The organism is Streptomyces sp. NPDC090045 (assembly GCF_044747975.1).
GTDB lineage: Bacteria > Actinomycetota > Actinomycetes > Streptomycetales > Streptomycetaceae > Streptomyces.
This window is the reverse complement of record NZ_JBIVFA010000009.1, coordinates 186293-211299: the sequence shown is the minus strand read 5'-3', so window position 1 is coordinate 211299 and position 25007 is coordinate 186293. Positions and strand designations below refer to the sequence as shown.

The 25007-nt window shown below is 72.5% G+C and carries 22 protein-coding genes and 1 pseudogene; 9 read left to right on the top strand and 14 right to left on the bottom strand.

All coding sequences use genetic code 11. From position 1 onward, the window contains the following. The first annotated feature begins 11 nt into the window (after nt 1-11). Entirely contained in the window at nt 12-899 is an 888-nt protein-coding gene (locus ACIPYQ_RS24105) for a LysR family transcriptional regulator (RefSeq protein WP_401254669.1), read from the top strand. A 179-nt stretch (nt 900-1078) separates the two neighbouring features. Next, the gene (locus ACIPYQ_RS24100) at nt 1079-1534 is read left to right on the top strand and encodes a hypothetical protein (RefSeq protein ID WP_401254666.1); all 456 of its coding nucleotides are present in this window, start codon (nt 1079-1081) and stop codon (nt 1532-1534) included. Here the strand turns inward: ACIPYQ_RS24100 and ACIPYQ_RS24095 are convergent. Continuing rightward, entirely contained in the window at nt 1497-1862 is a 366-nt protein-coding gene (locus ACIPYQ_RS24095) for a hypothetical protein (protein WP_361759407.1), read from the bottom strand. The two genes, ACIPYQ_RS24100 and ACIPYQ_RS24095, sit on opposite strands and share 38 nt — an antisense overlap. Nucleotides 1863-2129: 267 nt before the next feature. Between ACIPYQ_RS24095 and ACIPYQ_RS24090 the strand changes: the two genes are divergently transcribed. Next, nucleotides 2130-3182: a serine hydrolase domain-containing protein gene (locus ACIPYQ_RS24090; RefSeq protein WP_401254663.1), complete on the top strand. Its 1053-nt coding sequence runs from the start codon at nt 2130-2132 to the stop codon at nt 3180-3182. Between the two features lie 70 nt (nt 3183-3252). Here the strand turns inward: ACIPYQ_RS24090 and ACIPYQ_RS24085 are convergent, their stop codons facing one another. Together ACIPYQ_RS24085 and ACIPYQ_RS24080 are read right to left on the bottom strand one after the other, a co-directional pair. Further along, nucleotides 3253-5316, bottom strand: coding sequence for a SpoIIE family protein phosphatase (locus ACIPYQ_RS24085; protein ID WP_401254660.1), 2064 nt, complete (start codon nt 5314-5316; stop codon nt 3253-3255). Between the two features lie 7 nt (nt 5317-5323). Further along, entirely contained in the window at nt 5324-6679 is a 1356-nt protein-coding gene (locus tag ACIPYQ_RS24080; protein WP_401254657.1) for a DUF6777 domain-containing protein, read from the bottom strand. Between the two features lie 163 nt (nt 6680-6842). On the opposite strand from ACIPYQ_RS24080, the gene ACIPYQ_RS24075 reads away from it, so the two are divergent. The 3 genes from ACIPYQ_RS24075 to ACIPYQ_RS24065 all read left to right on the top strand — a co-directional run bounded on the left by ACIPYQ_RS24075 (nt 6843) and on the right by ACIPYQ_RS24065 (nt 9810). Then, the gene (locus ACIPYQ_RS24075) at nt 6843-7751 is read left to right on the top strand and encodes a YndJ family protein (protein ID WP_401254654.1); all 909 of its coding nucleotides are present in this window, start codon (nt 6843-6845) and stop codon (nt 7749-7751) included. A 65-nt stretch (nt 7752-7816) separates the two neighbouring features. After that, nucleotides 7817-8350 carry a DUF1990 family protein gene (locus ACIPYQ_RS24070; protein WP_401254651.1) on the top strand — a complete coding sequence of 178 codons (534 nt, stop codon included), beginning with the start codon at nt 7817-7819 and terminating at the stop codon, nt 8348-8350. A 20-nt stretch (nt 8351-8370) separates the two neighbouring features. After that, the gene (locus ACIPYQ_RS24065; protein ID WP_401254648.1) at nt 8371-9810 is read left to right on the top strand and encodes a lipase maturation factor family protein; all 1440 of its coding nucleotides are present in this window, start codon (nt 8371-8373) and stop codon (nt 9808-9810) included. Here the strand turns inward: ACIPYQ_RS24065 and ACIPYQ_RS24060 are convergent. Continuing rightward, the gene (locus ACIPYQ_RS24060) at nt 9796-10779 is read right to left on the bottom strand and encodes an NAD-dependent epimerase/dehydratase family protein (protein ID WP_401254645.1); all 984 of its coding nucleotides are present in this window, start codon (nt 10777-10779) and stop codon (nt 9796-9798) included. The two genes, ACIPYQ_RS24065 and ACIPYQ_RS24060, sit on opposite strands and share 15 nt — an antisense overlap. A 172-nt stretch (nt 10780-10951) precedes the next feature. Next, nucleotides 10952-11128, bottom strand: coding sequence for a hypothetical protein (locus ACIPYQ_RS24055; RefSeq protein ID WP_361759439.1), 177 nt, complete (start codon nt 11126-11128; stop codon nt 10952-10954). A gap of 342 nt (nt 11129-11470) precedes the next feature. Here ACIPYQ_RS24055 and ACIPYQ_RS24050 point away from each other — a divergent pair, with 342 nt between their 5' ends. After that, nucleotides 11471-11932, top strand: coding sequence for an HD domain-containing protein (locus ACIPYQ_RS24050; protein WP_401255034.1), 462 nt, complete (start codon nt 11471-11473; stop codon nt 11930-11932). Nucleotides 11933-11967: 35 nt separating this feature from the next. Here the strand turns inward: ACIPYQ_RS24050 and ACIPYQ_RS24045 are convergent, their stop codons facing one another. Then, entirely contained in the window at nt 11968-13455 is a 1488-nt protein-coding gene (locus tag ACIPYQ_RS24045; RefSeq protein WP_401254643.1) for an SDR family NAD(P)-dependent oxidoreductase, read from the bottom strand. A 292-nt stretch (nt 13456-13747) separates the two neighbouring features. Between ACIPYQ_RS24045 and ACIPYQ_RS24040 the strand changes: the two are divergent. After that, nucleotides 13748-14488 (top strand): annotated as a pseudogene (locus ACIPYQ_RS24040) (DMT family transporter); the annotation flags it as partial. 96 nt (nt 14489-14584) lie between these two features. Here ACIPYQ_RS24040 and ACIPYQ_RS24035 read toward each other — a convergent pair. Next, nucleotides 14585-15901, bottom strand: coding sequence for a transglycosylase family protein (locus ACIPYQ_RS24035; RefSeq protein ID WP_401254640.1), 1317 nt, complete (start codon nt 15899-15901; stop codon nt 14585-14587). Nucleotides 15902-16095: 194 nt separating this feature from the next. Here ACIPYQ_RS24035 and gndA point away from each other — a divergent pair, with 194 nt between their 5' ends. Continuing rightward, on the top strand, nt 16096-17541 hold the full coding sequence (gene gndA, locus ACIPYQ_RS24030) for an NADP-dependent phosphogluconate dehydrogenase (RefSeq protein ID WP_401254637.1): 1446 nt from the start codon (nt 16096-16098) through the stop codon (nt 17539-17541). Between the two features lie 247 nt (nt 17542-17788). Here the strand turns inward: gndA and ACIPYQ_RS24025 are convergent, their stop codons facing one another. The 7 genes from ACIPYQ_RS24025 to ACIPYQ_RS23995 all read right to left on the bottom strand — a co-directional run bounded on the left by ACIPYQ_RS24025 (nt 17789) and on the right by ACIPYQ_RS23995 (nt 24821). Continuing rightward, the gene (locus ACIPYQ_RS24025; RefSeq protein WP_401254634.1) at nt 17789-18445 is read right to left on the bottom strand and encodes an aspartate/glutamate racemase family protein; all 657 of its coding nucleotides are present in this window, start codon (nt 18443-18445) and stop codon (nt 17789-17791) included. Further along, entirely contained in the window at nt 18442-18801 is a 360-nt protein-coding gene (locus ACIPYQ_RS24020; RefSeq protein ID WP_401254631.1) for a GNAT family N-acetyltransferase, read from the bottom strand. Before ACIPYQ_RS24020 ends, ACIPYQ_RS24025 begins: the two co-directional genes overlap by 4 nt. 15 nt (nt 18802-18816) lie before the next feature. After that, entirely contained in the window at nt 18817-19236 is a 420-nt protein-coding gene (panD, locus tag ACIPYQ_RS24015; RefSeq protein ID WP_214953674.1) for an aspartate 1-decarboxylase, read from the bottom strand. A 203-nt stretch (nt 19237-19439) separates the two neighbouring features. After that, on the bottom strand, nt 19440-20396 hold the full coding sequence (locus ACIPYQ_RS24010) for a carbohydrate ABC transporter permease (RefSeq protein ID WP_401254627.1): 957 nt from the start codon (nt 20394-20396) through the stop codon (nt 19440-19442). After that, complete coding sequence (locus tag ACIPYQ_RS24005) at nt 20393-21733, bottom strand: ABC transporter permease subunit (protein ID WP_361766221.1); 1341 nt, start codon at nt 21731-21733, stop codon at nt 20393-20395. Before ACIPYQ_RS24005 ends, ACIPYQ_RS24010 begins: the two co-directional genes overlap by 4 nt. Before the next feature lie 10 nt (nt 21734-21743). Further along, entirely contained in the window at nt 21744-23075 is a 1332-nt protein-coding gene (locus tag ACIPYQ_RS24000; RefSeq protein ID WP_401254624.1) for an ABC transporter substrate-binding protein, read from the bottom strand. Between the two features lie 63 nt (nt 23076-23138). Continuing rightward, nucleotides 23139-24821, bottom strand: a complete 1683-nt coding sequence (locus ACIPYQ_RS23995; protein WP_401254621.1) for a glycoside hydrolase family 13 protein — start codon at nt 24819-24821, stop codon at nt 23139-23141. Nucleotides 24822-25007: the final 186 nt, after the last annotated feature.

Here is a 25007-nt window from a genome sequence, read left to right as displayed (position 1 = left end):
AGGGGACAGCCGTGGACGCCTTGGAGACCCGCGAGCTCAGGTACTTCATCGCCGTCGCCGAGGAGCTGCACTTCGGCCGCGCCGCCGAACGCCTGGGCATGGCCCAGCCGCCGCTGTCCAGAGCCATCCAGCGGCTCGAGAAACGCCTCGGGGTCTGTCTGCTGGACCGCGACCGCCGCGGCGTGCGCCTGACCGGCGCCGGCGAGGTGCTGCTGCACGAGGGTCGCGCGGCCCTGGACGCGACCGCCGCCGCGGCGCGACGCACCCGCCGCTTCGGCAGCACAGACCGTCCGGGCGGCCCCCGAGAACGCCTGGTCATCGCGGTCAAGGCCGCCGCCTCCCACGATCTGTTGCAGCGGCTGCTCGACGCCTACGCCGCCGAGCCCGACGCCGCCGAGATCGAGGTGCTGGCCGGCGGTTTCACCGAGCAGGAGCAGATGCTGCGCGACGGCCGCGCCGATGTCGCGCTCCTCATCGTGCCGTTCAACTCCCTGGCCGGGTTCGACAGCGAAGAACTGCTGACCGAAGGGCGGATCGCCGTCCTGCCCGCAAGGCACCCGCTCGCGGCGCGCAAGGTTCTGTCCATGGCCGACATCAGCGACGTCCCCGATCTCCCGATCGCCCGCTGGCCACGACACGGCGCCTACGCACCCGGTCCAGGCCCGGAAGTCCGCGACCACACGCAGCTGGCCCAGCTGATCGCCCTCGGACGCACCATGGCCGTCGTCCCGGACTCCGCCCGCACCTGGCTATGGCACGAGCACGCCGCCGTACCCCTGACCGACGCACCCCCCGTCCACACCCACATCGCCTGGCCCCCGCACAGCCGTTCACTCGCCCTCGCCAGCCTGATCCGCACCGCCACGCGGCTGATTCCGGACACCGCGCTGACGCATTGAGCGGCTGCCACCATGGAGTAGCCGGTCAGGACCCCGCCACGCCAGCGCCCTGACCAGCCGCTTCAGGAGGGTGGATCTGATCCCGACCTGTACTCTCAACCACCGGAAACATGGCCTGACTTCGGCAGCTGATGCGGGCGTCTTTCTGCTGTCAGAGCGTCAGAGGAGAAGGTGACACCGTGCCGGTGGCGTTGATGGGCGTGCTGCTGCTCCTCAGTGTGGCCACGGCGGGAGCGGGCATCGTGACCGCTGTACTCCTCCTGAAGAACCCGCCCCTGCCGCGGTCCGCATTCTGTGCGGTGCTCGTTCTGATCTTCTCTTCTTCGGCAGCGGCCGTGTACTGCTACGGCTGGTACTCCGTCACCTTGGGAGGCCCGTTCCCCGAACTGTGCGAAGACCGGAACGCCCTCGGTGCCGAATTGGCGAGCGTGAAACAGGAGTACTGGCCTCTTCGCAGCGCCTGCGTCTACACCGATGGCCCGACGGTGGAGTACGTCTCCATGTCGATCAACGTGCTCGTCTGCGTGCTGGCAGGCCTTGCCGTCGTGCTGACCGTTGCCGCCGCGTTCCTGCGCCGGCCGCAGGCGCCGCGCGAGGTCAGGAAGTGCGCTTCAGGGTCCAGGTGTTCGGGCTGAAGCTGGGGACGGCCGAGTAGCGGCAGCCGCTCGAGTAGTAGGTGTTGGTGATGGTCCAGCCGGCGGGCGGCCAGGTGGAGGCACAGGCGTTGACCTGGGTACCGACCGGGTAGCCCCTGAGGTCCTTGATCTGCTTGGTGTTGGGCGTGAAGCCGGAGCCGCACCCGCCGCTGTTCCACCACTGGGCGTCCACCCACCCGTCCGGGGTGAGCGTGCTGGAGCACATGGTGAGCGTGTCGCCCGGTGCCGCCGAGGCGGGGCTCGCGGTGATCGCGAGGGCGGTGACGGCCATGGTGGACAGAGCGGCGGCGAAACGGGTGCGGATCACGGGACGTTCCTTCCTCGGCACGCTGGGATCGCCGCCGACCATCGGCAGGCCGTACCAGGCGCCGCCTCATTGCTATCCGATCAGTGCAGGCTGCAGACAGTCACCTTTGGGGCATAACCCTGCGGCGGTTTAGCGCCGCAGGGTGCGGGGGTGGGGTGCCCTGGGCGCCGCCGTCCTCGCCGTACTGCTCAGGTCGCAGTGCCGACGGGCGGAAATCATCATCAGGGCGCACTGGTCGCACGGGTGGACGCCGCCATGATGTGCGTCATGGCACAAGAACTCGCAACGCTCGCCCAGCAGACCGCGGACCGGCTGGCCGCGCAGCACGTCGGTGTGGTGGTGGCCGCGGTGGCGGACGACGTCGTGGAGATACGGGGTGCGGGAAGCACCGGCGCGGACCACGGGCGCGTCCCCGGTCCCGGCACCCTGTTCGAGATCGGCTCGGTGACCAAGGCGTTCACCGCCCTGGCCCTGACCAGCCTGGCCTCCGCCGGCACGGTGGGCCTGGACGAGCCGCTCGGCGATCTGCTGCCCGCCGGGACGGCCGTTCCGTCACGGGACGGCCAGGCGATCTCCCTGCAGCATCTGGCCACCCACACCTCCGGCCTGCCGCGACTGCCGAAGGGCATGCTGCTCCAGGCTCTGCTGCGCCCCTCGAAGCCGGATCCGTACGCCGGCTGCACGGCCGACGTCCTGCTGTCCGGGCTGGCCCGGACCCGCCTGGGGGCCACTCCGGGGAAGCGGTTCCGCTACTCCAACCTCGGAGCCGGGCTGCTGGGACTGGCTCTCGCCCGCCGGGCGGGCACGGACTACGAGACCCTCATCACCCGGGAGATCTGCGCCCCGTTGGGCATGACCGACACCGTCGTCACGGTGGACGGCACCCGCTCGGAACGCTCCGCACAGGGCCACGCGCGCCGCGGGCGGCCCACCGCTCCGTGGCACCTCGCCGACCTGGCGGGAGCGGGCGGCCTGCGGTCGACCGCGACCGACCTGGTGGCCTTCGTACGGGCCCAGCTGGACGGCGGCCCCGCGGGGCTCGCCGAGGCGATCCGCCTGAGCCGTGCGTTCGAGCACCGCCGGAGCTCCTTCGCCTGGGTGCACCTCGGCTGGATGGCCCACCGCCTGCACCCCCGGCAGGGCGGCCACCTCCAGATCTGGCACAACGGAGGAACCGGCGGCTTCTCCTCCTTCGTCGGGTTCGACCCGGAGAAGCGACTCGCCGTCATCGCCCTCGGCAACACCCGGCGCCCGGTGGACGGCCCCGCCTTCGACCTCCTGCGCACCCTGCAGACGGAGCGTGCGGCCACGCCGCACTGACCACGGCTCGGAGCCGCTCCGGCCGAAGGCCGCGATCTCCCCCGTCAGGACGGGCCTTCCGCAAGGCCCGTCAGCCCATGACGAACTCGCACCACACGCACTTGCCGCCGCCCCGCGGTTCCACGCCCCACACGTCCGCCAGCCGGTCCACCAGCATCAGTCCGCGGCCCGAGACGCCCGCCTCCCCCGCCTCGCGCCGCCGCGGCAGCGCGCTGGAGCGGTCCTCGACCTCCACCCGCAGCCTGCGTTCGTGGCCCGCCAGGACGCGCAGGGTGACGATCGCCGGGCCGTCGGTGTGCATCAGGGCGTTCACGATCAGCTCGTCCGCCACCAGTTCGATCTCGTCGGACCGCTCCCGCGCGCCCCACGCGCGCACCGCCGCCCCGATCATGTGGCGGGCCGCCACCAGGGCCTCGGGATCCCCGGGTGACACGTGCTGCTGCAGGCGGCTGCCGGCCTGCGGGGCGGCCGCCACCTCGCGGCGCAGCAGGAGCAGCGCCATGTCGTCGTTCCCGCCCCGGTCGTCGGCGAGCGCGCACAGCCGGTCCGCCAGGAACTGCAGGTCGGCCGGCCCGCTGCACATCTGGGAGGTCAGCAGCTGGATGCCGTCGTCGAGGTCGGCGCCGGGCTGTTCCACCAGGCCGTCGGTGCACAGCAGGAGCGTCTCCCCCGGGTCCAGTTCCACCGTGGTCACCGGGTATTCGAGCTGGCCGAACTCCGCCGAGAGGCCCAGCGGCATCCCGCCGCCCACCGGGAGCCGGTGGCAGTCCCCGTCGCGGGTGCGCAGCAGGGGGTCGATGTGGCCGGCCCGTACCAGCTGGAGCACTCCGGTGGAGAGGTCGGCCTCCACGTAGGTGCAGGTCGCGAAGCGGTCCGTGTCCAGTTCGTGCAGGAAGACGGAGGCGCGGGCCATGACGGTGCCGGGCGAGTGCCCCTCGGCCGCGTACGCGCGCAGGACGATCCGGAGCTGGCCCATGACCGCCGCCGCGTGCGTGTCGTGGCCCTGTACGTCGCCGATGACGGCGCCGACCCGGCCGCCCGGCAGCGGGATGACGTCGTACCAGTCGCCGCCGATGTCCCGGCCCATCCTGGCCGAGCGGTACCGTACGGCGATCTCCCCTCCGGGCACCGAGGGGATCCGTCTCGGCAGCATGGCCTGCTGCAGGCCCTCGGCGAGGTCGTGCTCCTGCTCCAGCAGCATGGCCCGCTGGAGGCTCTGCGCGATGCTGCTGCCCAGTGCGACGAGCAGGTTGCGCTCCTCCTGGGTGAAGCCGTCCTTGTCCTGGTAGAGCAGCCCGATCGCGCCGATGGGACGGGCCTGGGCGATGAGCGGAAGATAGGCTGCCGCCGAGATCCGCATGTACGAGATCTTCGACCAGAGCTCGGGATAGCCCTCGGCGAACTCGTCCGCGGAGTCGAGGAAGCGCGGTTGCAGCGAGCGGACGACCTCGCTCATCGGGTACTGCTCGTCGATCCGGGTGTAGCGGGTGCCGGGGACGAAACTGTCCTGGGGGCCCTCGGCCACCAGGTGGATGCGCCCGGCCTCGACGAGGCCCATCACCATGCCCATGGAGCCGAGCCGCTCCAGGCCGTGGGCGTCGCCGATCACGTCGATGACGTCCCGTACGGTCCGGGCGTGCGCGAGGGCGGCCGTCGTGGACTCGACCACCGAGGTCTGGCGGCGCCGTTCCTCGTCCAGGCCGAGGCGCTCCGCCGAGTGGCTGAGCTCGTCGGTCGCGTCGCGGACGATGCCGATGATCCGGTACGGCCGCCCGTCCGGGCCGCGCATGACGCGGCCCTGGGTGTGCGTCCAGCGCAGCAGCCCGTCGCGGCACCGGATGCGGAAGTAGGCGCCGTAGCTGTCCGTCCCGCTCTTGAGGGCGGAGGAGACGAGGGCGTCGAGGCGCGTCGACTCGGTGGCCGGGACGCGCGGGGAGAGCGACTCGGGCCGTCCGTCGTACTCGTCGGGGGTCGTGTCGAAGACGTCGAGGGCCGCTTCGTCCATGTGCATGAGACCGGTCACGAGGTCCCAGTCGAAACTGCCCATGCGGTTCAGCGAGAGCGACCGGTCCGGGTGTGCGGGCCAGTCGTCCGGCAGAGATACGGTGGTCGGCACCGATCCACCATGACACACGGGCCGGTCAGGCGCTCTCCAGCGACTGGCTCCCGTCCGAGGGCTGCGGCTGCAGGTCCGGGTCGACGTACGGGTCCGTGTACGGGTCGGCATACGGGTCCGTATACGGGTCTGCGGAGGGGACCGTGTACGGGTCCGCGTACGGATCGGCATAGGGATCGGCGTACGGATCGGCATAGGGGTCGTTCGGCTGCGGCACCGCTGCGTCGGGGTCGGGCACGAGCCCCGGGTCGTCCGGGTTGGGCTGCGTCAGGTCGAACGGGATGTCCGAAGGAATGTTCGAGGGCACGTCTCCCGGCAGGTCGGAGGGCACGTCTGCTGGGCTGTCCGAGCGCGGCTGCTGCGGCCGGGTGACGGAGTCCGACGGCGAACCCGGGGTCTGCGGGACGCCCGGGCTCTGCGGCGGGTTCTCGCCCTGCGGGTTCTGCGGGGTCTGCGGATTCTGCTGGGCCGTTCCGGTCGGCCGGCAGTCCGGCCCCGCGGCGGCGGGATCGTTCTGGCACGGCTGGACCGAGGCGGACCCCGACGGGGTGACGGGCCCCGACGGGATGCCGTCGGCCGGGTCGTACTGGGGCAGCGTGCGCGGGGGCCGGTCCTGGGCGCCGTCGTCGCCCCGCTTGCGTTCGATCCAGGTGTTGTCGGCGATGTTGACGATCACCAGGTTGTTGATCACGTGGGGGGTGGGTTCGATGACGACGACCTGGTTGGGCTGGTAGCCGCTCCACGGGTCGCCCTTGTGCACCGGGGAGCCCTTGGCGGCGAGCGGGGAGGCCAGCGGGTTCCCGCAGCCGCAGCGCACCCGGGGCATCCCGTGTTCGTCGACGAGGACGGCGGTGCCGGCCTGCAGGACGGACTGGAAGCCGTCGGCGCCGCCGTCGCGGAAGGCGTGGTTGGTGACGCGGGTGTCGGCGCGCAGGACGACGGGGGTGAGGCCGCGCAGGAACTCGGGGATGCTCGCCTGCTCGATGTCCGCGGCCTGGGCGAAGGCGCGGGCCTTGTTGTTGTCGGCGGTCAGGAAGCGGACCTGCTGTTCCACGTCGCAGCTGCCGAGCCGCTGGGTGCCGCCGTAGAGGCCGGGTGTGGCCGCGTTGATGGTGCGGATGCCCTGTCCGGTCGGATTGGGCAGCGGGGGCTGTACGGGAGCGGACTCGGCGGTGGCCGAGGAGGCGGTGAAGGGGTCGGGGCCGGCGGAGGCCACGGGCTGCAGGTAGACCTCCTGGCTCTCGGGTCCGGCCGCGCTCTTGGGCTCTTCGGCGTGGCCACAGCCCGCGGCGAACAGGCCGAGGAGGGCCAAGAGGGCGGCGCCGGCCGGTAGGTGACGGCCCGACGTCTGACGAGATGTCGGATCTGACGGTGCATGCACGTGGATCTCCCTTTTCGCCCCGGTTGCTCCCTCTTGTCTGCCCCATGCGCGCGAGACCCGCAACCGGAGGGCGTCTTGAACATGTTCAAGGAAGGCCGTAGGCTCACCACCGTGAGTTGAACGCGTTCAAGGCGTTCGGCCGCAGCATTGGGGGGAGTCCAGGATGACGGTACTGGTGAACATGATCGTCACCCTGGGCATGCTGTACGTCGTCCCGGCGGGCCTGCGCCTGATCGACCCGGCCGGGCTCCGCCGGACCGCCCGCCTCTGGCCGCTGCTCGCCGCCCCCGGAGCGCTGTGCCTCTGGCTGCCGCGCGGGCTGACCGCCACGGCGCTCGCCGCACTCTACGCGGCGGCCTGCCTGGCGCTCGCGGTCCGGGCCCCGGTCCGGCTGCTGCGGGGCCGCACCCCGGGGCGCGCCCCGGCCCTGGGCCCAGCCGAGATCGCCGTCGCCACCGCGCTGGTCTCGCCCTCGATCGCCGGGACCGCGCTGGTCGCCGAGCGCGCCGGGTACCGGCTCTTCGACTTCGACCTCGACATCCTGGCGCTGACCGTGCCGCACTTCCACTTCGCCGGGTTCACGGCCGCGCTGGTCGCGGGGCTCGTGTGCCGGGCCGTCCGGGACCGGCCCGCGACGGGGCTCTCGCGCTGGGCCGCGTACAGCGTCCCGGCCGGCACCCTGCTGGTGCTGCTCGGCTACTTCGTCGACGACTGGGCGGAGCTGGTGGGCGCGGTGGTGCTGACCGGCGGGATGTGGTCCGTGGCCCTGCTGACCTGGCGGGAGATCCGGCCCGCGGCCCGGGACCGCGGCACGCGGGCGCTGCTCGCGACCTCGGCGGCCGTGCTGGTGGCCACCATGCTGCTCGCCCTGTGGTGGGCGGTCGGCGAGGCCACCGGGATCGTGCACCCCACCCTGACCTGGATGGCCGCGACCCACGGCCTCGGCAACGCCCTCGGATTCGCCCTCTGCTCGGTACTGGCCTGGCGGCGGCTCACCACCGACCCCCGTCCGCCCGCCGACGGCGACCGGCCGCTCACCGTCGAACACCCGCCGTTGACCACCCACCGCTGATCGCCCACCGCTGATCACCACGCCGGCCATCCGCCACCGACCACCCACCGACTGGAGACCTCGCCATGACCCGCCTCATCAGCGCCGGCCGGGACACCGTCAACTACCCCGACAGGGGCGCGACGGCCCACCGGCCGCTGCCCGCCGGATATCACCACCTGAACCACCGCACCCGCCTCGGGCACGGCCGCGCCGTCTTCGAGGCCGCCGGAACCGCGGTGACCACCTTCCACGCGCACCGCACCTCCGGGATGCGGGTGCGCGCCGACGCCGGCGCCGTCCGGCCCGGGAGCCGCGTGGTCGTCGGGATCGGCGTCGGGCCGCTGCGCGTCGACGCCCCGTGCGAGGTGGTCTGGACCGCGTACGAGCCCGCGCGGATCGGTTTCGCCTACGGGACCCGGCCCGGCCACCCCGAGTGCGGGGAGGAGTCCTTCATCGTGGACATGGACCGCGACGGCGCCGTGTGGTTCACGGTGACCGCCTTCAGCCGCCCGAACGCCTGGTACACCCGTCTGGCCGGCCCGGTGGTCCCCTTCCTCCAGCTGAGCTACGCCCGCTGGCTGGGCCACCGCCTGCGCAAGCTGGCCACCGCCGCCTGACCGGTCCGATACTGGAGGCGATGGACTGGTTCACGGCGCCCGGATACTGGCTCGCCCGGCTGGTCTTCCAGCGGGCGCTGGCCGGCGTCTACCTCGTCGCCTTCGTCGGGGCCGCCCTGCAGTTCCGGGCCCTGATCGGGGCGCACGGCATGCTGCCCGTGCCGCGCTACGTGCGGTACGTGCCCTTCCGGCGCGCCCCAAGCCTGTTCCAACTGCGCTACTCCGACCGGCTCTTCGCCGGCTGCGCCTGGACCGGCGCGGCACTGGCCGCCGCACTGGCCGCCGGAGCCGGGGACGAGGTGCCGCTGGGCGCCGCCATGGCCATGTGGGCCCTGCTGTGGCTGCTCTACCTCTCCATCGTGAACGTGGGGCAGACCTGGTACTCCTTCGGCTGGGAGTCGCTGCTGCTGGAGGTGGGCTTCCTCGCCGTGTTCCTCGGCAACGCCTGGGCGGGACCACCGGTGCTGGTGCTGTGGCTGCTGCGCTGGGTGCTCTTCCGCGTGGAATTCGGGGCCGGGCTGATCAAGATGCGCGGGGACTCCTGCTGGCGCAAGCTGACCTGCCTCTACTACCACCACGAGACCCAGCCGATGGCCGGGCCGCTGAGCTGGTTCTTCCACCATCTGCCGAAGCCGCTGCACCGGGTGGAGTGCGCGGCCAACCACGTGACCCAACTGGTCGTCCCGGTCCTGCTGTTCACCCCGCAGCCGGTGGCCTCGTACGCCGCCGGGATCATCGTCGCGACGCAGCTGTGGCTGGTACTGTCCGGCAACTTCGCCTGGCTGAACTGGCTGACGATCACGCTGGCCCTCTCGGCCGTGGACTTCACCGGGCTCGCGGGCCCTCCGCCGGCCGCCGCCTCGCAGGGGGCTCCCGTGTGGTTCGTGGTCCTGGTCTGCGCGGTGACCGCCCTCGTACTGTTCCTCAGCCGCCGCCCGGTGCTCAACATGATCTCGCGCCGGCAGGTGATGAACCGCTCCTTCGACGCACTCCACCTGGTCAACACCTACGGGGCTTTCGGCTCGGTCGGCCGGGTCCGCATGGAGGTGGTGGTGGAGGGCACCGCGGACCGGGTCCCGCACGAGGACGGCGCCTGGCGGGAGTACGGATTCCGGGGCAAACCGACCGAACTGCGCAGGATCCCGCGTCAGTTCGCCCCGTACCACCTGCGGCTGGACTGGCTGATGTGGTTCGCGGCCATCTCCCCGGGCTACGCGCGCGACTGGTTCGGGCCGTTCGTGGAGCGGCTGCTGGCGGGCGACCGGGACACGCTGCGGCTGCTGCGCCACAACCCGTTCCCGGACGCGCCGCCCGTCTACGTGCGGGCCCTGCTCTACCGCTACCGCTTCACGACCTGGCGGGAGCTGCGCGAGACTGGGGCCTGGTGGCACCGCACGCTGGTGCGCGAGTACCTCCCGCCGACCCGTCTCGCGGACGCCTGGCTGTCAGAGCCCGAGTAGAGCGGCCTCCCGCTCGGCGTCGAGTCCGGGGGCCGGCCGGTCGGACCGCTGCGGGGCCTGCCCGCCGAGGGTGCGGAGCCAGGCCCAGGTGTCGGCCACGGTCTCCTCGACCGGGCGGCACTTCAGGCCGGCCTCCAGCGCCCTGCTCACGTCCCCGCCGAACATGTGGTCGTGCAGCTCGCCCTCGGGGAGCCAGACCGGGAGTTCGGTCCAGGGCTCGACGCCGGCCTCGAGGATCAGCGCCGGTTCGGTCCAGCGCAGTTCGGCGCCGCCGCCGGTGACGGCGGCGCAGGCGTCGAGGAGGGCGCCCATGGTGGCGTGCCCGACCGGGGAGACGAGGTTGTACGGGCCGCCGAGCCCGGCCTCGGCCGCGTCCAGGGTCCAGCGCGCGAGGTCGCGTACGTCGATGTACTGGAGCGGGAGTCCGCGCGGGCCGGGGGCGAGCACCGGGCCGCCGCGTGCGGTGCGGTTCAGCCACCACGGGAGCCGGCCGATGTTCTCGTACGGGCCGAGGACGAGTCCGGCGCGCACGAGCAGGGCACGGTCACCGAAGGCGTCCAGCGCGGCGAGTTCGCCGCCCCGCTTGTCCTCGGCGTAGGCGGTGGCCGCGGCGTCCGGCGACCCCTCGACGAGGGGGCCGTCCTCGCCCAGCCCCGCGGGGGCCGGGTAGGCGTACACCGAGCGGCTGGAGATGTACGCGTACCTCCGGGCACGGCCGCTCAGCAGGCGGGCGCTGTCACGCACCGCCGCGGGCGCGCCGCCCCAGGTGTCGACGACGAGGTCCCACTCCCCCGCGGCGAGGGCGTCCAGGCCCCCGGGGGCGGTGCGGTCCCCGTGCAGGGCCGAGGTGCCCGGCGGCGGCGCGTGGTGTCCGCGGTGGAAGACGGTCACCTCCCAGCCCCGGTCGAGGGCCTCCTCGGTGACCGCGCGGCCGACGAATTCGGTACCACCCAGCATCAGCAGTTTCATGCGCTCCAGCCTGCCGGTGGCGTGCGGGGCGCGGAAGCGGTGATCGCCGACAGCGATGACGCTCAGGGCGTACGCGGGAAGGGAACCCGCCGGGAAGCCGCCGAGTTGCCGCCGGGAAGGGCAGCGCCCCCGATGCCGATCGGCACGGGGGCGCTCTGCACTGCTCTGCGGATCAGTCGATTCCGGGCAGGATGTGCGATTCGGCGAGGTCGTCCTCGTACCCCGCGAGCCGGATCGGGGCGGAGCGGGCCCAGACCTCGAGGCTGCCGAGTTCGTCGGTCCGGGGCTTCTTCGCCCGGGATGCCGGTCGCTCCAGCAACGTCGGTTCGGGCTGCGTCATTTCAGTCACCGCGCACTCCTTTGTGTCGCGTAACCCGGCAGGCGGACCGCGCGCCGGGCAAGGGATCAAGGGTTTTCCGGACGCGGTGGCGCCTTAATGGAGCGCGGCCCGGATGGGGGCCGTCTTGATGCCCCAGAGTACACATATGAGCGGACCTCCGCTCGATAGGAAGGCAAAATCCGCTGCGCCCTCTTAGTTTCGTCCCGAGTTCAGCAAGTCGTAGGTCGGCGGGTACGTCACGGGTGGTGTGCTCGGACCCGGATGCGCGAGGCGCGACGGAGGGGGTCGGCGGTGTCGAGGTCCGGAGTGCCGGAGGCCGAAGTACCGTACGTCACAAGCGTGGTGGAGCTGATGGACCTGCTGCACCGCAGCCGCGACGACCACGCTCTGCGGATGGCCGCGCTGATCCGCCGCTCCCACCCCTCCGACAAGGAACTGCAGCTCGCGGGCCTGCTGCACGGCATCGGACGGCTGCTCCGTCCGGGTGACGGAGCGCGACACGCCGTACTCGCAGCGGAAGCGGTGCGCCCGCTGCTGGGCGAGCGGGTGGCCCGGCTCGTACGGCTGCACGCCCCGGGCGCGGGGAGCGACCGGGCCGGTGGGGCCGACGGGCAGGGCGACGACGCCGACGCGGTGGCCACCCTGCGCCAGGCCCACGACGCGGCCGCCGGGTCCGGACTGGACGCGGGCGTGCTGGAGGACTGGCGGCCGCTGCTGGAACTGGTCGCGGCCGGGTCCTGCCGGGCCGCGCCCGCCCGGAACGCGATCGACCCCCTCGGTTCTCCGAGGGGGTCGATCGCGGGCATGCCGTAAGGGCTGTCCCCGGGGCGGCCCAGGGGCCGCCGGGACTACCAGTTCGCCGGGGCGTAGTCCTTCAGGAAGACGCCGAACAGGTCCTCGCCGGCCTCGCCGCGGACGACCGGGTCGTAGACCCGCGCCGCGCCGTCGACCAGGTCGAGCGGGGCGTGGAAGCCCTCCTCGGCCAGGCGCAGCTTGTCGAAGTGCGGGCGCTCGTCGGTGATCCAGCCGGTGTCGACCGAGGTCATCAGGATGCGGTCGGTCTGGAACATCTCCTGACCGCTGGTCCGCGTCACCATGTTCATCGCGGCCTTGGCGGCATTGGTGTTCGGGTGCCCCGCTCCCTTGTAGCCGCGGCTGAAGACGCCCTCCATCGCCGAGACGTTGACGATGTACGCACGCCCGCTGGACGCCTTCCGGGCGGCCTCCGCCATGGCCGGCCGGAGCGCGCTGATCAGGATGAATGGCGACGTGTAGTTGCACAGCTGGGTCTCGAGCAGCTCCACCGGGGAGATCTGGTCGATGGTCTGCACCCAGGTGTTGCTCTCGACGACGTCGGGCAGCAGGCCGCCCGCGTCGATGGCGGTGCCGGCGAGGTGCCGCTCCAGGCTGGCGTTGCCCGCGACCAGGGCGAGGTCGGCGACCTTCTGCGCCTCCAGCCCGCTCACTCCGACGGGCAGCGCCGCCAGGCCGTCGACCGCGCCGGAGTTGAAGGCGCCGATGACGTGGTGGGCGGGGAGCTCACCGGCGGGCAGCGGGGCGGTCTCCCCCTCGACCAGCGCCGCGTAGGCGCTGGGCAGGCGGCGCACGGTCTGCGTCGCGTTGTTGATCAGGATGTCGAGCGGGCCGGCCGCGGCCACCTGGTCGGCGAGGGCCACGGCCTGGGCCGGGTCGCGCAGGTCTATGCCGACGACCTCCAGGCGGTGCATCCAGTCCGCGGAGTCGTCCATCGCCTTGAAACGGCGGATGGCGTCCTTGGGGAAGCGCGTGGTGATGGTGGTGTGGGCGCCGTCGCGCAGCAGCCGCAGCGCGATGTACATGCCGATCTTGGCCCGGCCGCCCGTGAGCAGGGCGCGCTTGCCGGTGAGGTCGGCGCGGGCCTCCCGCCGGGCGCGGTTCTCGACGGCGCACTCCGGGCAGAGCTGGTGGTAGAAGTAGTCGACCTCGACGTACCGCGTCTTGCAGATGTAGCAGGAGCGCGGGCGCTGGAGTATCCCGGCGATGCGGCCGGCCTCGGTGACCGAGGAGGGCAGGATGCCCTCGGTCTCGTCGTCGATGCGCTCGGCGGAACCGGTCGCGGTGGCCTCGGTGACGGCCTTGTCGTTGGCGGTCTTGGCGGCGCGGCGCTCCTGGCGGCGGCGCTGCTTGACCGTGCGGTACAGGCCGGCGGTGGCGCGGCGTACGGTGATGGCGTCGGGGTGGTCGACGTCGAGCTTGTCCAGCTCGTCGAGCACGCTGAGGCAGAGAGCCAGTCGCTCGGGGTCGATGCCCGGCCCGTAGGCCTGCCCGTGGTCGTGGCTTTCTTCGGTCACCGTCATGGCCGCTGCCGTTCCTTGATCACTCGTCCGCATCCGCCTGCTGCGGAAGTCCTCAAAAGGGGAACTGTACGGATCCCACGCGCCTGGAGCCAAACCCGCTCCCGGATCCTGCACGGACCGCGAGCGGCCGGTCACGGTAGGGGTCGGCCGTGGTGGCTCCCGGGGCGCTTAGGGGTCGTCTTCCGCTGCTGTAAGGGCCACGCTGGCGTACTCCTGTACTACGCCGGGAGTATGACCGGTGACCACCTGTGGGCGGAGGAATAGCGCAGATGGGTCGGGCATTGTGGACCTTATGAGTGCACTGGCGCTGGCGGTCCTGCTCTGCCTCGTGTCCGCCTTGGCGTACGCGGGTGGCGCGATCGTCCAGGAACGGGTCGCGGCGAGCACGCCGGACCGCCCGTACGCCCCGCTGCGGCGGGCCGGCTGGTGGGTGGCGGTGGGGCTGAACGGCCTCGGTGCGCTGTTGCACGTGGTGGCCCTCGCGTACGGACCGCTGAGCCTGGTGCAGCCGCTGGGAGCGCTCACCATCGTCTTCGCGCTGCCGATGGCGGCCGTCTTCGTACGGCGCCGGGCGGGCGCGGCGGCCTGGCGCGGGGCGGTCCTGGCCACGGTGGGTCTCGCCGGGCTGCTGGCGCTGACCGGCGGGGACGGCCGGGCGGTGCAGTCACTGGCGGACGGCGAGGGGAGCCTGCTGCTGACGGTGACCGGGGCGGTGGTGGCGGTGCTGTTCGTGGCCGCGCACCGGATGCGCCGGCCGGTGCTGCACAGCGTGCTGCTGGCCGGGGCCGCCGGTACCGCCTTCGGCATGGCCTCGGTGTTCACCAAGTCGGTCGCCGAGAGTTTCGCCCCCGGCGCGCTGGGCGTCCTGTGGCCCGACCTGACCGCGATCGCGGCGCTGGCGGCCGCCGGGCTGCTGCTGTCGCAGGCGGCCTACCGGGGCGCCGGGCTGACCGCGCCGCTGGCCACCGTGACGGTGATCAACCCGGTGGTCGCGGCGACGGTCGGCATCACCCTGTTCGACGAGGGCTTCCGGTACGGGGCCGCGGGCACGGCCGCGGCGGTGGCCAGCGCCCTCGTGGCGGCGGCCGGCCTGGTCCTGCTCACGGTCGTGCCCTCGCACGTGCGCGGGTCAGATGCGGACTCCGTGGCCCCGGAGGTACTTCAGCGGGTCGATGTCGGAGCCGTATCCGGGTCCCGTGCGCATCTCGAAGTGCAGGTGCGGGCCGGTGGTGTTGCCGGTCGAGCCGGAGCGGCCGATCCGCTGGCCGCCGGAGACCTGCTGGCCGGCCTTGACGCCGAGGGCCGAGAGGTGGGCGTACTGGGAGTACCGGCCGTCGGTGTGCCGGATGACGACCTGGTAGCCGTAGGCACCGGCCCAGCCGGCGGAGACGACCTGGCCGGGCCCGACCGACTTGACGGTGGTGCCGGTCGCCACGGGGAAGTCGACGCCCGTGTGGTAGCCGCTGGACCAGTGGGAGCCCGAGACGCGGTACGCGGTGCCGAGGGCGGCGTCGACGGGGGCGGAGAAACCGCCCGCATCCGGCTTCTGCTGCGCTGAGGCGGGCTGCGTCGCGGGCTTCTCGGCCGGCTTTTCGGCTGGTTTTTCGGCCGGTTTCGGCGGTGCGGGCTTCTCCGCGGGCTTCTCGGCCGACGGCTCCCTCGGTTTCACCGGGTCGGCGGTCCGCGGCGGCTTCTCCGGGTCCTGCCGGGCGGGCGGGGGCGTCGACGGCTCCGCGGGCGGCTTGGCCGGTGTGGCGGTGATCCGCAGGGTGAGCCGCTGGCCCGGGAAGATCAGGTTCGGGTTGGGCCCCACCGTGGCGCGGTTGGTCTCGTACAGCGCCTGCCAGCCGCCCTCGACGCGCTGATCGGTGGCGATCGCGGAGAGCGAGTCGCCGGGCGCGACGACGTACGGGTTCGGCAGGACGGAGGTCCCCGTCGGGCGGGGTGCGCCGGCCTGCGCCGGGGCCGCCGTCTTCACCGGCTGGGACGGCGTCACGGCCTCGGGCTGCGCCGCGGACTGCGTCTTTGGCTGCGACGGCGCCTGCGGGGCGACGGCCGGTGCCGGGCCGCTGCGGGTGAGGCCGGCCTTCTTGCCGCACTGCGGCCACGCCCCGGGGCCCTGGCCCTTCAGGACCTTCTCCGCGACCGCGATCTGCTGGTCCTTGGTGGCCAGGTCGGCGCGCGGCGCGTAGGCGGCGCCGCCGAAGGCCCGCCAGGTGCTCTGGCTGAACTGGAGGCCGCCGTAGTAGCCGTTCCCGGTGTTGATGCGCCAGTTGTTGGTGGATTCGCAGGCGGCGACCTTGTCCCAGGTGTCCACGGTCGCGCCGTGGGCGACCCCGGCGCCGATGAGCGGGAGCGCCATCCCGGCGCCGCCGGCGGTGACGGCCAGCGAGGCCCGGTTGATACTGCTCGGCTGATACCGGCGGTGCCGGCCCCGTACACCCATGGGAGCCCCCATTGAAGACATCAGGAACCGCACAACTTAACGTTGCGAACAGAGCATGACAAGGGGCGCAACGGGGCGCTCGCCAGCGGTACTTGACGGTGTGTTGCCCGTCAGGAGATCCACGGGCAGCCGCGTGGGGGTAGCGTCGGCAGTCCCGCACACCGAAGCACACCGAAGCACGCAGGAGCGCAACGATGAGCACCAGCACAGCCCAGATCGGCGTCACCGGACTGGCCGTCATGGGCAGCAACCTCGCCCGCAACTTCGCCCGCAACGGGTTCACGGTGGCCGTCCACAACCGGACCTCGGCCAAGACCACGGCCCTGGTGAACGAATTCGGGCACGAGGGCAGCTTCGTGGCCGCCGAGTCGGCGAAGGAGTTCGTCGACGCGCTGGAGCGCCCCCGCCGCATCGTCGTCATGGTGAAAGCCGGGGACCCGACCGACGCCGTGATCCGCGAGTTCGCCCCGCTCCTGGAGGAGGGCGATGTCATCATCGACGGCGGCAACGCCCACTTCGAGGACACCCGGCGCCGCGAGAGGGAACTGCGCGAGCAGGGCATCCACTTCGTCGGCGTGGGCATCTCCGGCGGCGAGGAGGGCGCCCTCCTCGGCCCGAGCATCATGCCCGGCGGCTCGCAGGAGTCGTGGGCCTCGCTCGGCCCGCTGCTGGAGAAGATCTCCGCCAAGGCCGCCGACGGCACGCCGTGCACCTCGCACGTGGGCCCCGACGGCGCCGGACACTTCGTCAAGATGGTGCACAACGGCATCGAGTACGCCGACATGCAGCTGATCGCAGAGGCCTACCACCTGCTGCGCGAGGTCGCCGGCTACTCCCCCGCGAAGATCGCGGAGACCTTCCGCGGCTGGAACCGGGGGCGCCTGGACTCGTACCTGATCGAGATCACGGCGGAGGTGCTCGCGCACACGGACGCCGCGACCGGCCGCCCGTACGTCGACGTCGTGGCCGACGCCGCCGAGCAGAAGGGCACCGGCCGCTGGACCGTGCAGATCGCCCTCGACCTGGGGGTGCCGGTGTCGGGGATCGCCGAGGCGGTCTTCGCCCGCGCCGTCTCCGGCCACGCGGACCTGCGGACGGCCGCACGCGGGCTCGCGGGCCCGACCGCCACCGCGCTCGCGCCGGAGGCGGCGGAGGCCTTCGCCGCGCAGGTGGAGCAGGCGCTGTACGCGTCGAAGATCGTCTCGTACACCCAGGGCTTCCACCAGATCCGCGCGGGCAGCGAGGAGTACGGGTGGGGAGTGGACCTGGGCGCGATGGCCTCGCTGTGGCGCGGCGGCTGCATCATCCGGGCCGCGTTCCTCGACCGGATCCGGGCGGCCTACGACGCCCGGCCGGACCTTCCGAGCCTGCTGGCGGACCCGGGCTTCGCGGACGAGATCGGCGCGGCGCAGGAGGACTGGCGCGCGGTGATCGTGGCGGCCGTGGGCCAGGGCATCCCGGTCCCGGCGTTCGCGGCCTCACTGGCGTACTACGACGCCCTGCGCGCCGAGCGGCTGCCGGCGGCCCTCACCCAGGGGCAGCGCGACTTCTTCGGGGCACACACCTACCGGCGGACCGACCGCGAGGGCTCGTTCCACACCCTGTGGAGCGGCGACCGCTCGGAGGTCCGCACGGACTGATGCCCGGCGCGCCGCCCTAGTCGGGGGCCCGGATGCCTAGCTGAGGGGCCCCGGCTGGGGGATCGGTGCGGGTCCCGGAGGCGGGGGGATCGGGTCCGGCTCGGGGACCGGTCCGGGCACGGGCGGCACGGGCCGCGGCATGGGCTCGGGATCGGGGAACGGGCTGGGCTCCGGAGGCGGCGGCTGGGTCTGCTCTACGTTTCGTCCCATATGTTCCAGTTTCCCGCGATGGCGGCGGGTACGCCCCCTACCGCGAGGCCGACGTCAACCGCAGGCCGGCGGCCAGTCCCGGGGCAGGGCTGGACAGCACCGGGACCGGGCTCGTGGTCAGGCCGGCGGCCCCGGCCATGGACGCCTGGGCCAGCACGATGACGTCCGCGCCGGTGACGGCATCGGCGGCCGCGGCCACGCGGGCCAGGTAGCCGCCCGTGTCCCCCGCCTCGAAGCGCTCCCAGGCCCCGGCGACCAGGTGCGTACGGACGGACACGCGCCGCTCGCCCGCCTCCGCCTCCTCGGCCAGCAGCTCCGCGGTCGGCGCGAGCGTCGACTCCAGGGCGGCCAGTACGGCGATCCGCGCGCCCGTGCGCACCGCGGCGGCCGCCATCGGCCGGTCCACCCGCAGGACGGGGACACCGAGCTCCGGAGCCAGCGACTCCGCGGTCGCCCCGATGGTCGAGCAGGTGACCAGGACGGGCGCGGGCCCGGCGGCGGCCGGCGCCGAGGCCAGCACCGCAAGCAGGGCCGGGGCCACGGCCCGGGGCCCTTCGGTGCGGGCCCGTTCCAGCAGCTCCGGCTCCACCAGGTGGTGCAGTACGGCCCCCGGGTGGTGCCGGTCGCGCAGCGCGTCGAAGACCGGGACGTGCACGGGCGAGGTGTGCAGCAGGACCAGGCCCGCCCGCGTCACCAGAGGTCGGAGTCCGAGTCGAGCTGCGCCTTGGCCGTCGCCACGACCCCGGCGGCCGGCTCGGGCGCCTGGTCGGGGTGCTTGGCGGCCCAGCTCGCCGCGTACGGGCAGAGCGGCACCACGGGCACGCCCTCGGCGGCGGCGATCCCGTAGAAGGTCCTCACCAGCTCCCCGGCGATGCCCCGGCCCTCATGGGCCGGCTCGACGACGGTGTGCACCGCCACCAGGGCGTGGGGGGCCTCGGCGAGCACGAAGTAGGCGATGAAGCCGACCACCGCCCCGCCCTCGACGGCGAGCAGCCGCCCGGCCTTGCGCTCGTCCCGGAACTCGATCGGCGCGCTCTGGCTCTCCGGCATGGTCCCCGACTCCCGTCAGACAGCCACCGCGTGGGGGCTGCGCTCCTGATCCGTACCCGGCACCGGGGCGGAGGGGTCCGCGCCCAGCTCTACGATCCGATTGTCGCCGTCCACGTGCACGACGCGGGGCTTCAGCACGCGCGCCTCGGCGTCCTCGACCTGTGCGTAGCTGATGAGGATGACCAGGTCTCCGGGGTGCACGAGATGGGCCGCGGCCCCGTTGATCCCGATGACCCCGGACCCGCGCTCACCCTCGATGACGTAGGTCTCCAGCCGGGCCCCGTTGGTGATGTCCACGATGTGGACCAGCTCCCCGGGCAGCAGGTCCGCCGCGTCCAGCAGATCGGCGTCGACGGTCACGGAGCCGACGTAGTGCAGGTCGGCCTGGGTGACGGTGGCCCGGTGGATCTTGGACTTGAACATGGTACGAAGCATGTGGAAACTCCCGGAATGTCTGCTCCCTGCCTGCTTCCCGCAGGTCAAGGGCGTTCGCCGGAGCCTACAACGATTCGCTTCTCCGGTCAGCTGTCCCGCTCGGCGCGGGGCCCGGTCCCGTGGAAACCCTGCGGGCCCTGCCGTTGGTGTCCCGGGGGCGGGGCGCCGGCGGCAGGGCCTGCGGGTGGGGAGGGGTGGGGCGGCTATTTCACCGAGCCTGCCATCACGCCCTGCACGAAGTGGCGCTGGAACGCGAAGAAGACGATCAGCGGGACCACCAGGGACAGGAACGCCCCCGGCGCGAGGACGCCGATGTTGCTTCCGAACTGCCGCATCTGGGACTGCAGCGCGACGGTGAGCGGCTGGGACTCGCTGTCCGCGAAGAGCAGCGCCACCAGCATGTCGTTCCAGACCCAGAGGAACTGGAAGATGGCCAGGCTGGCGATGGCCGGCCGGCCGAGCGGCAGCACGAGCCGGGAGAAGATCCGCCACTCGCTGCCGCCGTCCATCCGGGCGGCTTCCAGCATCTCGCGCGGTATCTCGGCGAAGTAGTTGCGCAGCAGGAAGACGGCGAACGGGAGGCCGTAGGCGACGTGGAAGAGGACGACGCCCGTGACCGTGCCGAACAGTCCCACCGCGCCGAAGAGTTTGGCCACGGGCAGCAGCCCGATCTGCACGGGTACGACGAGGAGCCCGACGACCACCAGGAAGACGCCGTCCCGGCCGGGGAACTCCAGCCAGGCGAAGGCGTATCCGGCGAGTGCCGCGATGGCGACGACGAGGACGGTGGTCGGCACCGAGATCAGGACGGTGTTCCAGAAGGCCCCCGCGATGCCGGAGTCCTTCAGCAGGGCGCCGTAGTTGTCCAGGGACAGCTGGGACGGATCGGTGAGCGCGGTCCACCAGCCGTCGGTGGCGTTGTCCTGCTCGGAGCGCATGGAGGACAGGAGCAGGCCCGCCAGCGGTGTGATCCATACGAGGGCGACCAGGATCAGGATGCCCTGGACCACGGAGCTGCCCAGGAGGCGCGAGAGCCGGCCCCCGCGACGGCGTCCGGGTGCGGACGCCGTCGCGGAGGTGGACGGGGACGGGGGGACGGGCCGGACCGCCGTCGTCCGCCGGGACGGCCCGGGCCGCTCGACGGTGCTGTGGCCGCTCATGCTCCACTCCTTCGGAAACGCCGAACGTTGAAGATCATCGCTGGGACGACCAGCAGCAGGAGCACCATGCTGAGCGCGCTGCCGAGCCCCTGGTCGTTGCCACCGCCGAAGGAGACCAGCCACATGCGGGTGGCCAGCACGTTCGCCTCTTCCTGCACCGGGCCCGGCGCGATGATGTAGACGAGGTCGAAGACCTTCATCACGTTGATCACCAGGGTCACGAAGACCACGGTGAGCACCGGTGCGAGCAACGGCACGGTGATCTTGCGGAAGATCTGGCTCTCGGTGGCACCGTCCATCCGCGCGGCCTCCAGCGCGTCGCGCGGGATGGCCGCGAGGCCGGCGCCGATCAGGACCATCGCGAAGCCCGTCCAGACCCACAGGTAGGCACCGATGATGGCCGGCGTCACCAGCGCGGGACCGAGCCAGTCCACGCCCTGGTACGGGGCGTCGAAGTTGGCCGCGGGCAGCCGGACGGTGTAGTCGCCGTCGGCCAGCCCGGCGAAGCGGAAGGAGCCGTCCGCCGCCGTTGTGGCGGTCGCGGCCACCCGGCCGTCCCGTACGGCCTCGACCGTCATGCCGGGCAGCCCCTTCTCGCCCGGGTCGACCCGGCCCGGCGTGCCCGCGCCGCCGGGGGCGAAGTCGAGGTAGACGACGCCCCCGATCGCGTCCGTGCCGGGCGCCGCGGCGGCCGCGTCCGCAGCGGCCTTCGCCTCGGCGGGCATCGCGTCGGGTGCGACCCCGAGGAACCCGAGGCTGAGCGAGCCCCCGGGTCGCACGGTGCTCCCGGTGCTGTACGGGCCGCCCGCCGTGCCCGTCAGACCGTGGCCCTCCCGGGCCCGGGCCGTCGGATAGGCGGCGGCGTCGTCGAAACCGTCGTGGACCCCGACGACGGCGGCGTTGAGGACGCCCCGGTCCGGGTCCTGTTCATAGGCGAGCCGGAAGATGATGCCCGCGGCGAGGAACGAGACGGCCATGGGCAGGAAGAGCACGAGCTTGAACGCGGTCGCCCAGCGCACCTTCTCGGTGAGCACGGCGAGCATCAGCCCGAGTCCGGTGAGCAGGGTGGGGGCGACGACGACCCAGACGGCGCTGTTGCGGATGGCCTTGAGGGTGGCCGGGTCCTGCACGATCGCCGCGTAGTTCGCGGCTCCGACGAAGCGGTCGCCGTCGGCGTCGAAGAGGCTGCGGCCGAAGGAGAAGAGGACGGGGTAGACGACCAGCGCGCCGAGGAGCAGCAGGGCCGGCAGGACGAAGACGACCGCGAGGCGGCGCTTCCTGCGCTGGGCCCGGCGCCGCCCGTCGGCCGCGGGGCGGGCGGTCATGGTGTCGGCCATGGCGGGCGCCTCAGTTTCCGTAGGCCTTGGCGGCCTCGGCCTCGAGCTTGACGGCGGTGCCCTGCGGGTCCGAGGGGTCGCGCAGGAAGTCCTGGAGGAGCTTCCACTCGCCCGCGCCCTTGGTGCCGCCGAAGGCGGCCGGAGCCTGGTCCGACATGTCGAAGCGGATCGAGTTGCCCGCCGCGATCAGCGAGTTGGCGGTGCTGCGCGTGGTGTCGTCGCTGTACTTGGCGAAGTCGACCTCGTTGTTCGGGGACAGGAAGCCGCCCGCGCCGGCCCAGACCTCGGCGGCCTCGGAGCTCGCCAGGAACTCGACCAGCTTCATTCCGGCCTTGCCGTTCTTGCCGTCCTTGAGGACGACCGCCGCGTCGCCGCCGCTGACGACGGGCGCCCTACCGCCGTCGACCGAGGGGAACGGGAAGAACTTGGCGTCCTGCCCGAGCTTCTTGCCGAACTGTCCCTTGGCGACGCCGCCGACGAAGTCGCCCTCGTAGACCATGGCAGCCTTGGGCTCCGGGCCGAACACCTGCGCGACCGAAGAGGGGAAGTCGGTGCCCAGTGCCGTCTGGGCGCCGCCGGCGACGAGCTGCTTGTCCTTGAACAGTTCCCCGAGGGTGGTCAGGGCCCGGACGACGCTCTCGTCGGTCCACTTCAGCTTGTGCTGGGCGAGCTGGTCGTACTTCTCCGGCCCGGCCTGGGAGAGGTAGATGTTCTCGAACCAGTCGGTGAGGGTCCAGCCGTCCTCGCCGGCTATGGCGAAGGCCGGGCGGCCGGAGTCCGCGAGGGTGCGGCCGGTCTTCAGCAGGTCGCTGTAGCTCTTGGGTTCGCCGACGCCGGCCTGGGCGAAGGCCTCGGGGGCGTACCACACCGTGGACTTGTGGGCGGCCTTGAAGTAGAGGCCGTAGTACGTGCCGTCGACGGTGCCGTAGTTCTTCCACACCGGGGCGAGGGTGGATCCGACCGTCTGGGCGGTCTGGTCGGACAGGGGCTGGAGCCAGCCCTCCTTCGCGAACTGCTGGAGCACGCCCACCTGGGGAACCATCACCACGTCGGGCGCGTTGCCGCCTTCGATCTTGCTGCCGACGAAGGTGGAGACGTTGTCGCCGGAGGGGACGAAGACCGTCTTGGCGCCGGTCTTCTCGGTGAAGGCGTCGAGGACCTTCTTGAAGCTCTGCTGCTCGGCGCCGGTCCAGACGCCTGCCACGGTGACGGTCTGGCCGCTGAGTTCGCCGCCGCTCGCGGTTCCGGTGGCGCCGCCGCAGGCGGTGGTGGAGAGGGCGAGGGCGAGGGCCGCCGTCGCGGTGGCGGCACTCCGACGGGTCGTCTTGCCGGGTCGTCGCATGAGGAGTCCTTTCGAGGAGGTGAGGGGCTGAGGGGGAGGGCGGAGGGGCTCGGGGTCTACGGGTTACGGGGCCGGGTGCTCGCCCGCCCACCAGGCCGCGGTCGCCGCGGGGAGCACCCCGTCGGGGCAGGGGCCGCTGGCGAGCAGCGGAGTGCCGGGGACCGGGGCGGGCACCGGCTCCGTGCCGAAGTTGACCGCGCAGACCAGGCCGTCGCCGCGGGCGATCGCCAGCACGTGCGCCGGGGCGTCGAGCCAGCGCAGGGTGCCGTCGCCGAGCTGCGGCAGGGTGCGCCGCAGCTGGAGGCCGTCGCGGTAGAGGTGCCAGAAGGAACGGGTGTCGGCGAGGGCACGGTCGGTCGCGTGCTCGGCGAACCACTCGGGCTGCGGCAGCCACGGCTTGGCGCCGACCGCCTCCTGGCTGAAGCCGAACGGGGAGGCGTGTCCGGACCAGGGCAGGGGCACGCGGCAGCCGTCCCGTACGTGCTTGCGGCTGCCGGTGCGGCGGAAGATCGGGTCGGTGAGGACCTCGTCGGGCAGGTCGAGGACCTCCGGGAGGCCGAGCTCCTCGCCCTGGTAGACGTAGGCGGCGCCGGGCAGGGCGAGCATCAGGAGGGCCGCCGCGCGGGCCCGGGCGGCGCCCAGTCCGCTGCCCTCCACCCCGGGCTCGCCCGCGTAGCGGGTGACCGTGCGGACCTGGTCGTGGTTGTTGAGGACCCAGGTGACGGTGGAGCCGGTGCCGGCGATGTCGCGCATCGCCTCGGTGATCGTCGCGCGGAAGGCCTCGGCGTCCCAGGGTGCGCTGAGCAGGTCGAAGAAGAACGCCTGGTGCAGTTCGTCGGGGCGGACGTACTCGGCGTGCTCGCGTGCGGTCGGCACGGACACCTCGCCGACGAGCAGTCGCTCGTGGCCGTCCCCGGCGGTGTACTCCTCGCAGACCGCGCGCCAGCGGCGCCATACGCCGTGGACCTCGGGCTGGTTCCACGCCAGCTGGTTGACGGCGTCGCGGGCCCGCTCGTCGGCTTCGGGATCGTCCGAGTCGGGCATCTCGGGGTGCTTGAACAGTCCGGCGGCGACGTCGATCCGGAAGCCGTCGACGCCGCGGTCCAGCCAGAAGCGCAGCACCCGCTCGAAGTCGTCGCCCACGGCCGGGTCGCGCCAGTTCAGGTCGGGCTGCTCGGGCGTGAAGAGGTGCAGGTACCACTCGCCGGGGGTGCCGTCGGGCTCGGTGATCCGGCTCCAGGCGGGACCGCCGAACATGGCGCGCCAGTTGTTGGGCGGCTCCGCCCCGTCCGGGCCTCGGCCGGGCGCGAAGTGGAACCGGGAGCGCGGCGCGCTGCCAGGCCCCGCGGCCAGCGCTTCGCGGAACCACGGGTGCTCGCTGGAGCAGTGGTTGGGAACGATGTCGAGGAGCAGCTTGAGTCCGAGGCGGTGGGTGTCGGCCACCAGCCGGTCGAATTCGGCGAGGTCGCCGTAGACGGGATCGACGCCGCAGTAGTCGGCGACGTCGTAGCCGTGGTCGTGCTGCGGGGACGGATAGAAGGGGCTGAGCCAGATGCCGTCGACACCGAGCTTCCGGAGGTAGGGAAGCCCGGCCCGTACGCCGGCCAGGTCGCCGATGCCGTCCCCGGTGCTGTCGAGGAAGCTGCGGACGTAGACCTGGTAGATCACCGCGTCGCGCCACCAGGAGTCAGGTGCGGTGGCGGTGCGGGAGGGGTGGCCGGTGCCGGCCGGAAGGGTGCTGAGCATCTCGCGTCGACCTGTCTCTGCTGAATGCGAGAGCGCCCTGGATCAGGTGCGCTGTTATGCATGCATGTTAAGTAGGAGCGACCGGAATGTGTCAACGATGTGTCCAGAAACAGCCGAAAGCTGGGGTGGTTTGCTACGAAATGCCCAGGTGCACAAGAAAGGGCTCCTACTTAACATGTAAGTAGG

Excerpts from the sequence above, each read along its gene's own strand:
- ACIPYQ_RS24090 (WP_401254663.1), top strand. The coding sequence starts at position 2,130 with ATGGCACAAGAACTCGCAACGCTCGCCCAGCAGACCGCGGACCGGCTG.
- ACIPYQ_RS24075 (WP_401254654.1), top strand. The coding sequence starts at position 6,843 with ATGACGGTACTGGTGAACATGATCGTCACCCTGGGCATGCTGTACGTC.
- ACIPYQ_RS24070 (WP_401254651.1), top strand. The coding sequence starts at position 7,817 with ATGACCCGCCTCATCAGCGCCGGCCGGGACACCGTCAACTACCCCGAC.
- ACIPYQ_RS24065 (WP_401254648.1), top strand. The coding sequence starts at position 8,371 with ATGGACTGGTTCACGGCGCCCGGATACTGGCTCGCCCGGCTGGTCTTC.
- ACIPYQ_RS24060 (WP_401254645.1), bottom strand. The coding sequence starts at position 10,779 with ATGAAACTGCTGATGCTGGGTGGTACCGAATTCGTCGGCCGCGCGGTC.
- ACIPYQ_RS24050 (WP_401255034.1), top strand. The coding sequence starts at position 11,471 with ATGGACCTGCTGCACCGCAGCCGCGACGACCACGCTCTGCGGATGGCC.
- ACIPYQ_RS24045 (WP_401254643.1), bottom strand. The coding sequence starts at position 13,455 with ATGACGGTGACCGAAGAAAGCCACGACCACGGGCAGGCCTACGGGCCG.
- ACIPYQ_RS24035 (WP_401254640.1), bottom strand. The coding sequence starts at position 15,901 with ATGGGTGTACGGGGCCGGCACCGCCGGTATCAGCCGAGCAGTATCAAC.
- gndA (WP_401254637.1), top strand. The coding sequence starts at position 16,096 with ATGAGCACCAGCACAGCCCAGATCGGCGTCACCGGACTGGCCGTCATG.
- ACIPYQ_RS24020 (WP_401254631.1), bottom strand. The coding sequence starts at position 18,801 with ATGCCGGAGAGCCAGAGCGCGCCGATCGAGTTCCGGGACGAGCGCAAG.
- panD (WP_214953674.1), bottom strand. The coding sequence starts at position 19,236 with ATGCTTCGTACCATGTTCAAGTCCAAGATCCACCGGGCCACCGTCACC.
- ACIPYQ_RS24010 (WP_401254627.1), bottom strand. The coding sequence starts at position 20,396 with ATGAGCGGCCACAGCACCGTCGAGCGGCCCGGGCCGTCCCGGCGGACG.
- ACIPYQ_RS24005 (WP_361766221.1), bottom strand. The coding sequence starts at position 21,733 with ATGGCCGACACCATGACCGCCCGCCCCGCGGCCGACGGGCGGCGCCGG.
- ACIPYQ_RS24000 (WP_401254624.1), bottom strand. The coding sequence starts at position 23,075 with ATGCGACGACCCGGCAAGACGACCCGTCGGAGTGCCGCCACCGCGACG.
- ACIPYQ_RS23995 (WP_401254621.1), bottom strand. The coding sequence starts at position 24,821 with ATGCTCAGCACCCTTCCGGCCGGCACCGGCCACCCCTCCCGCACCGCC.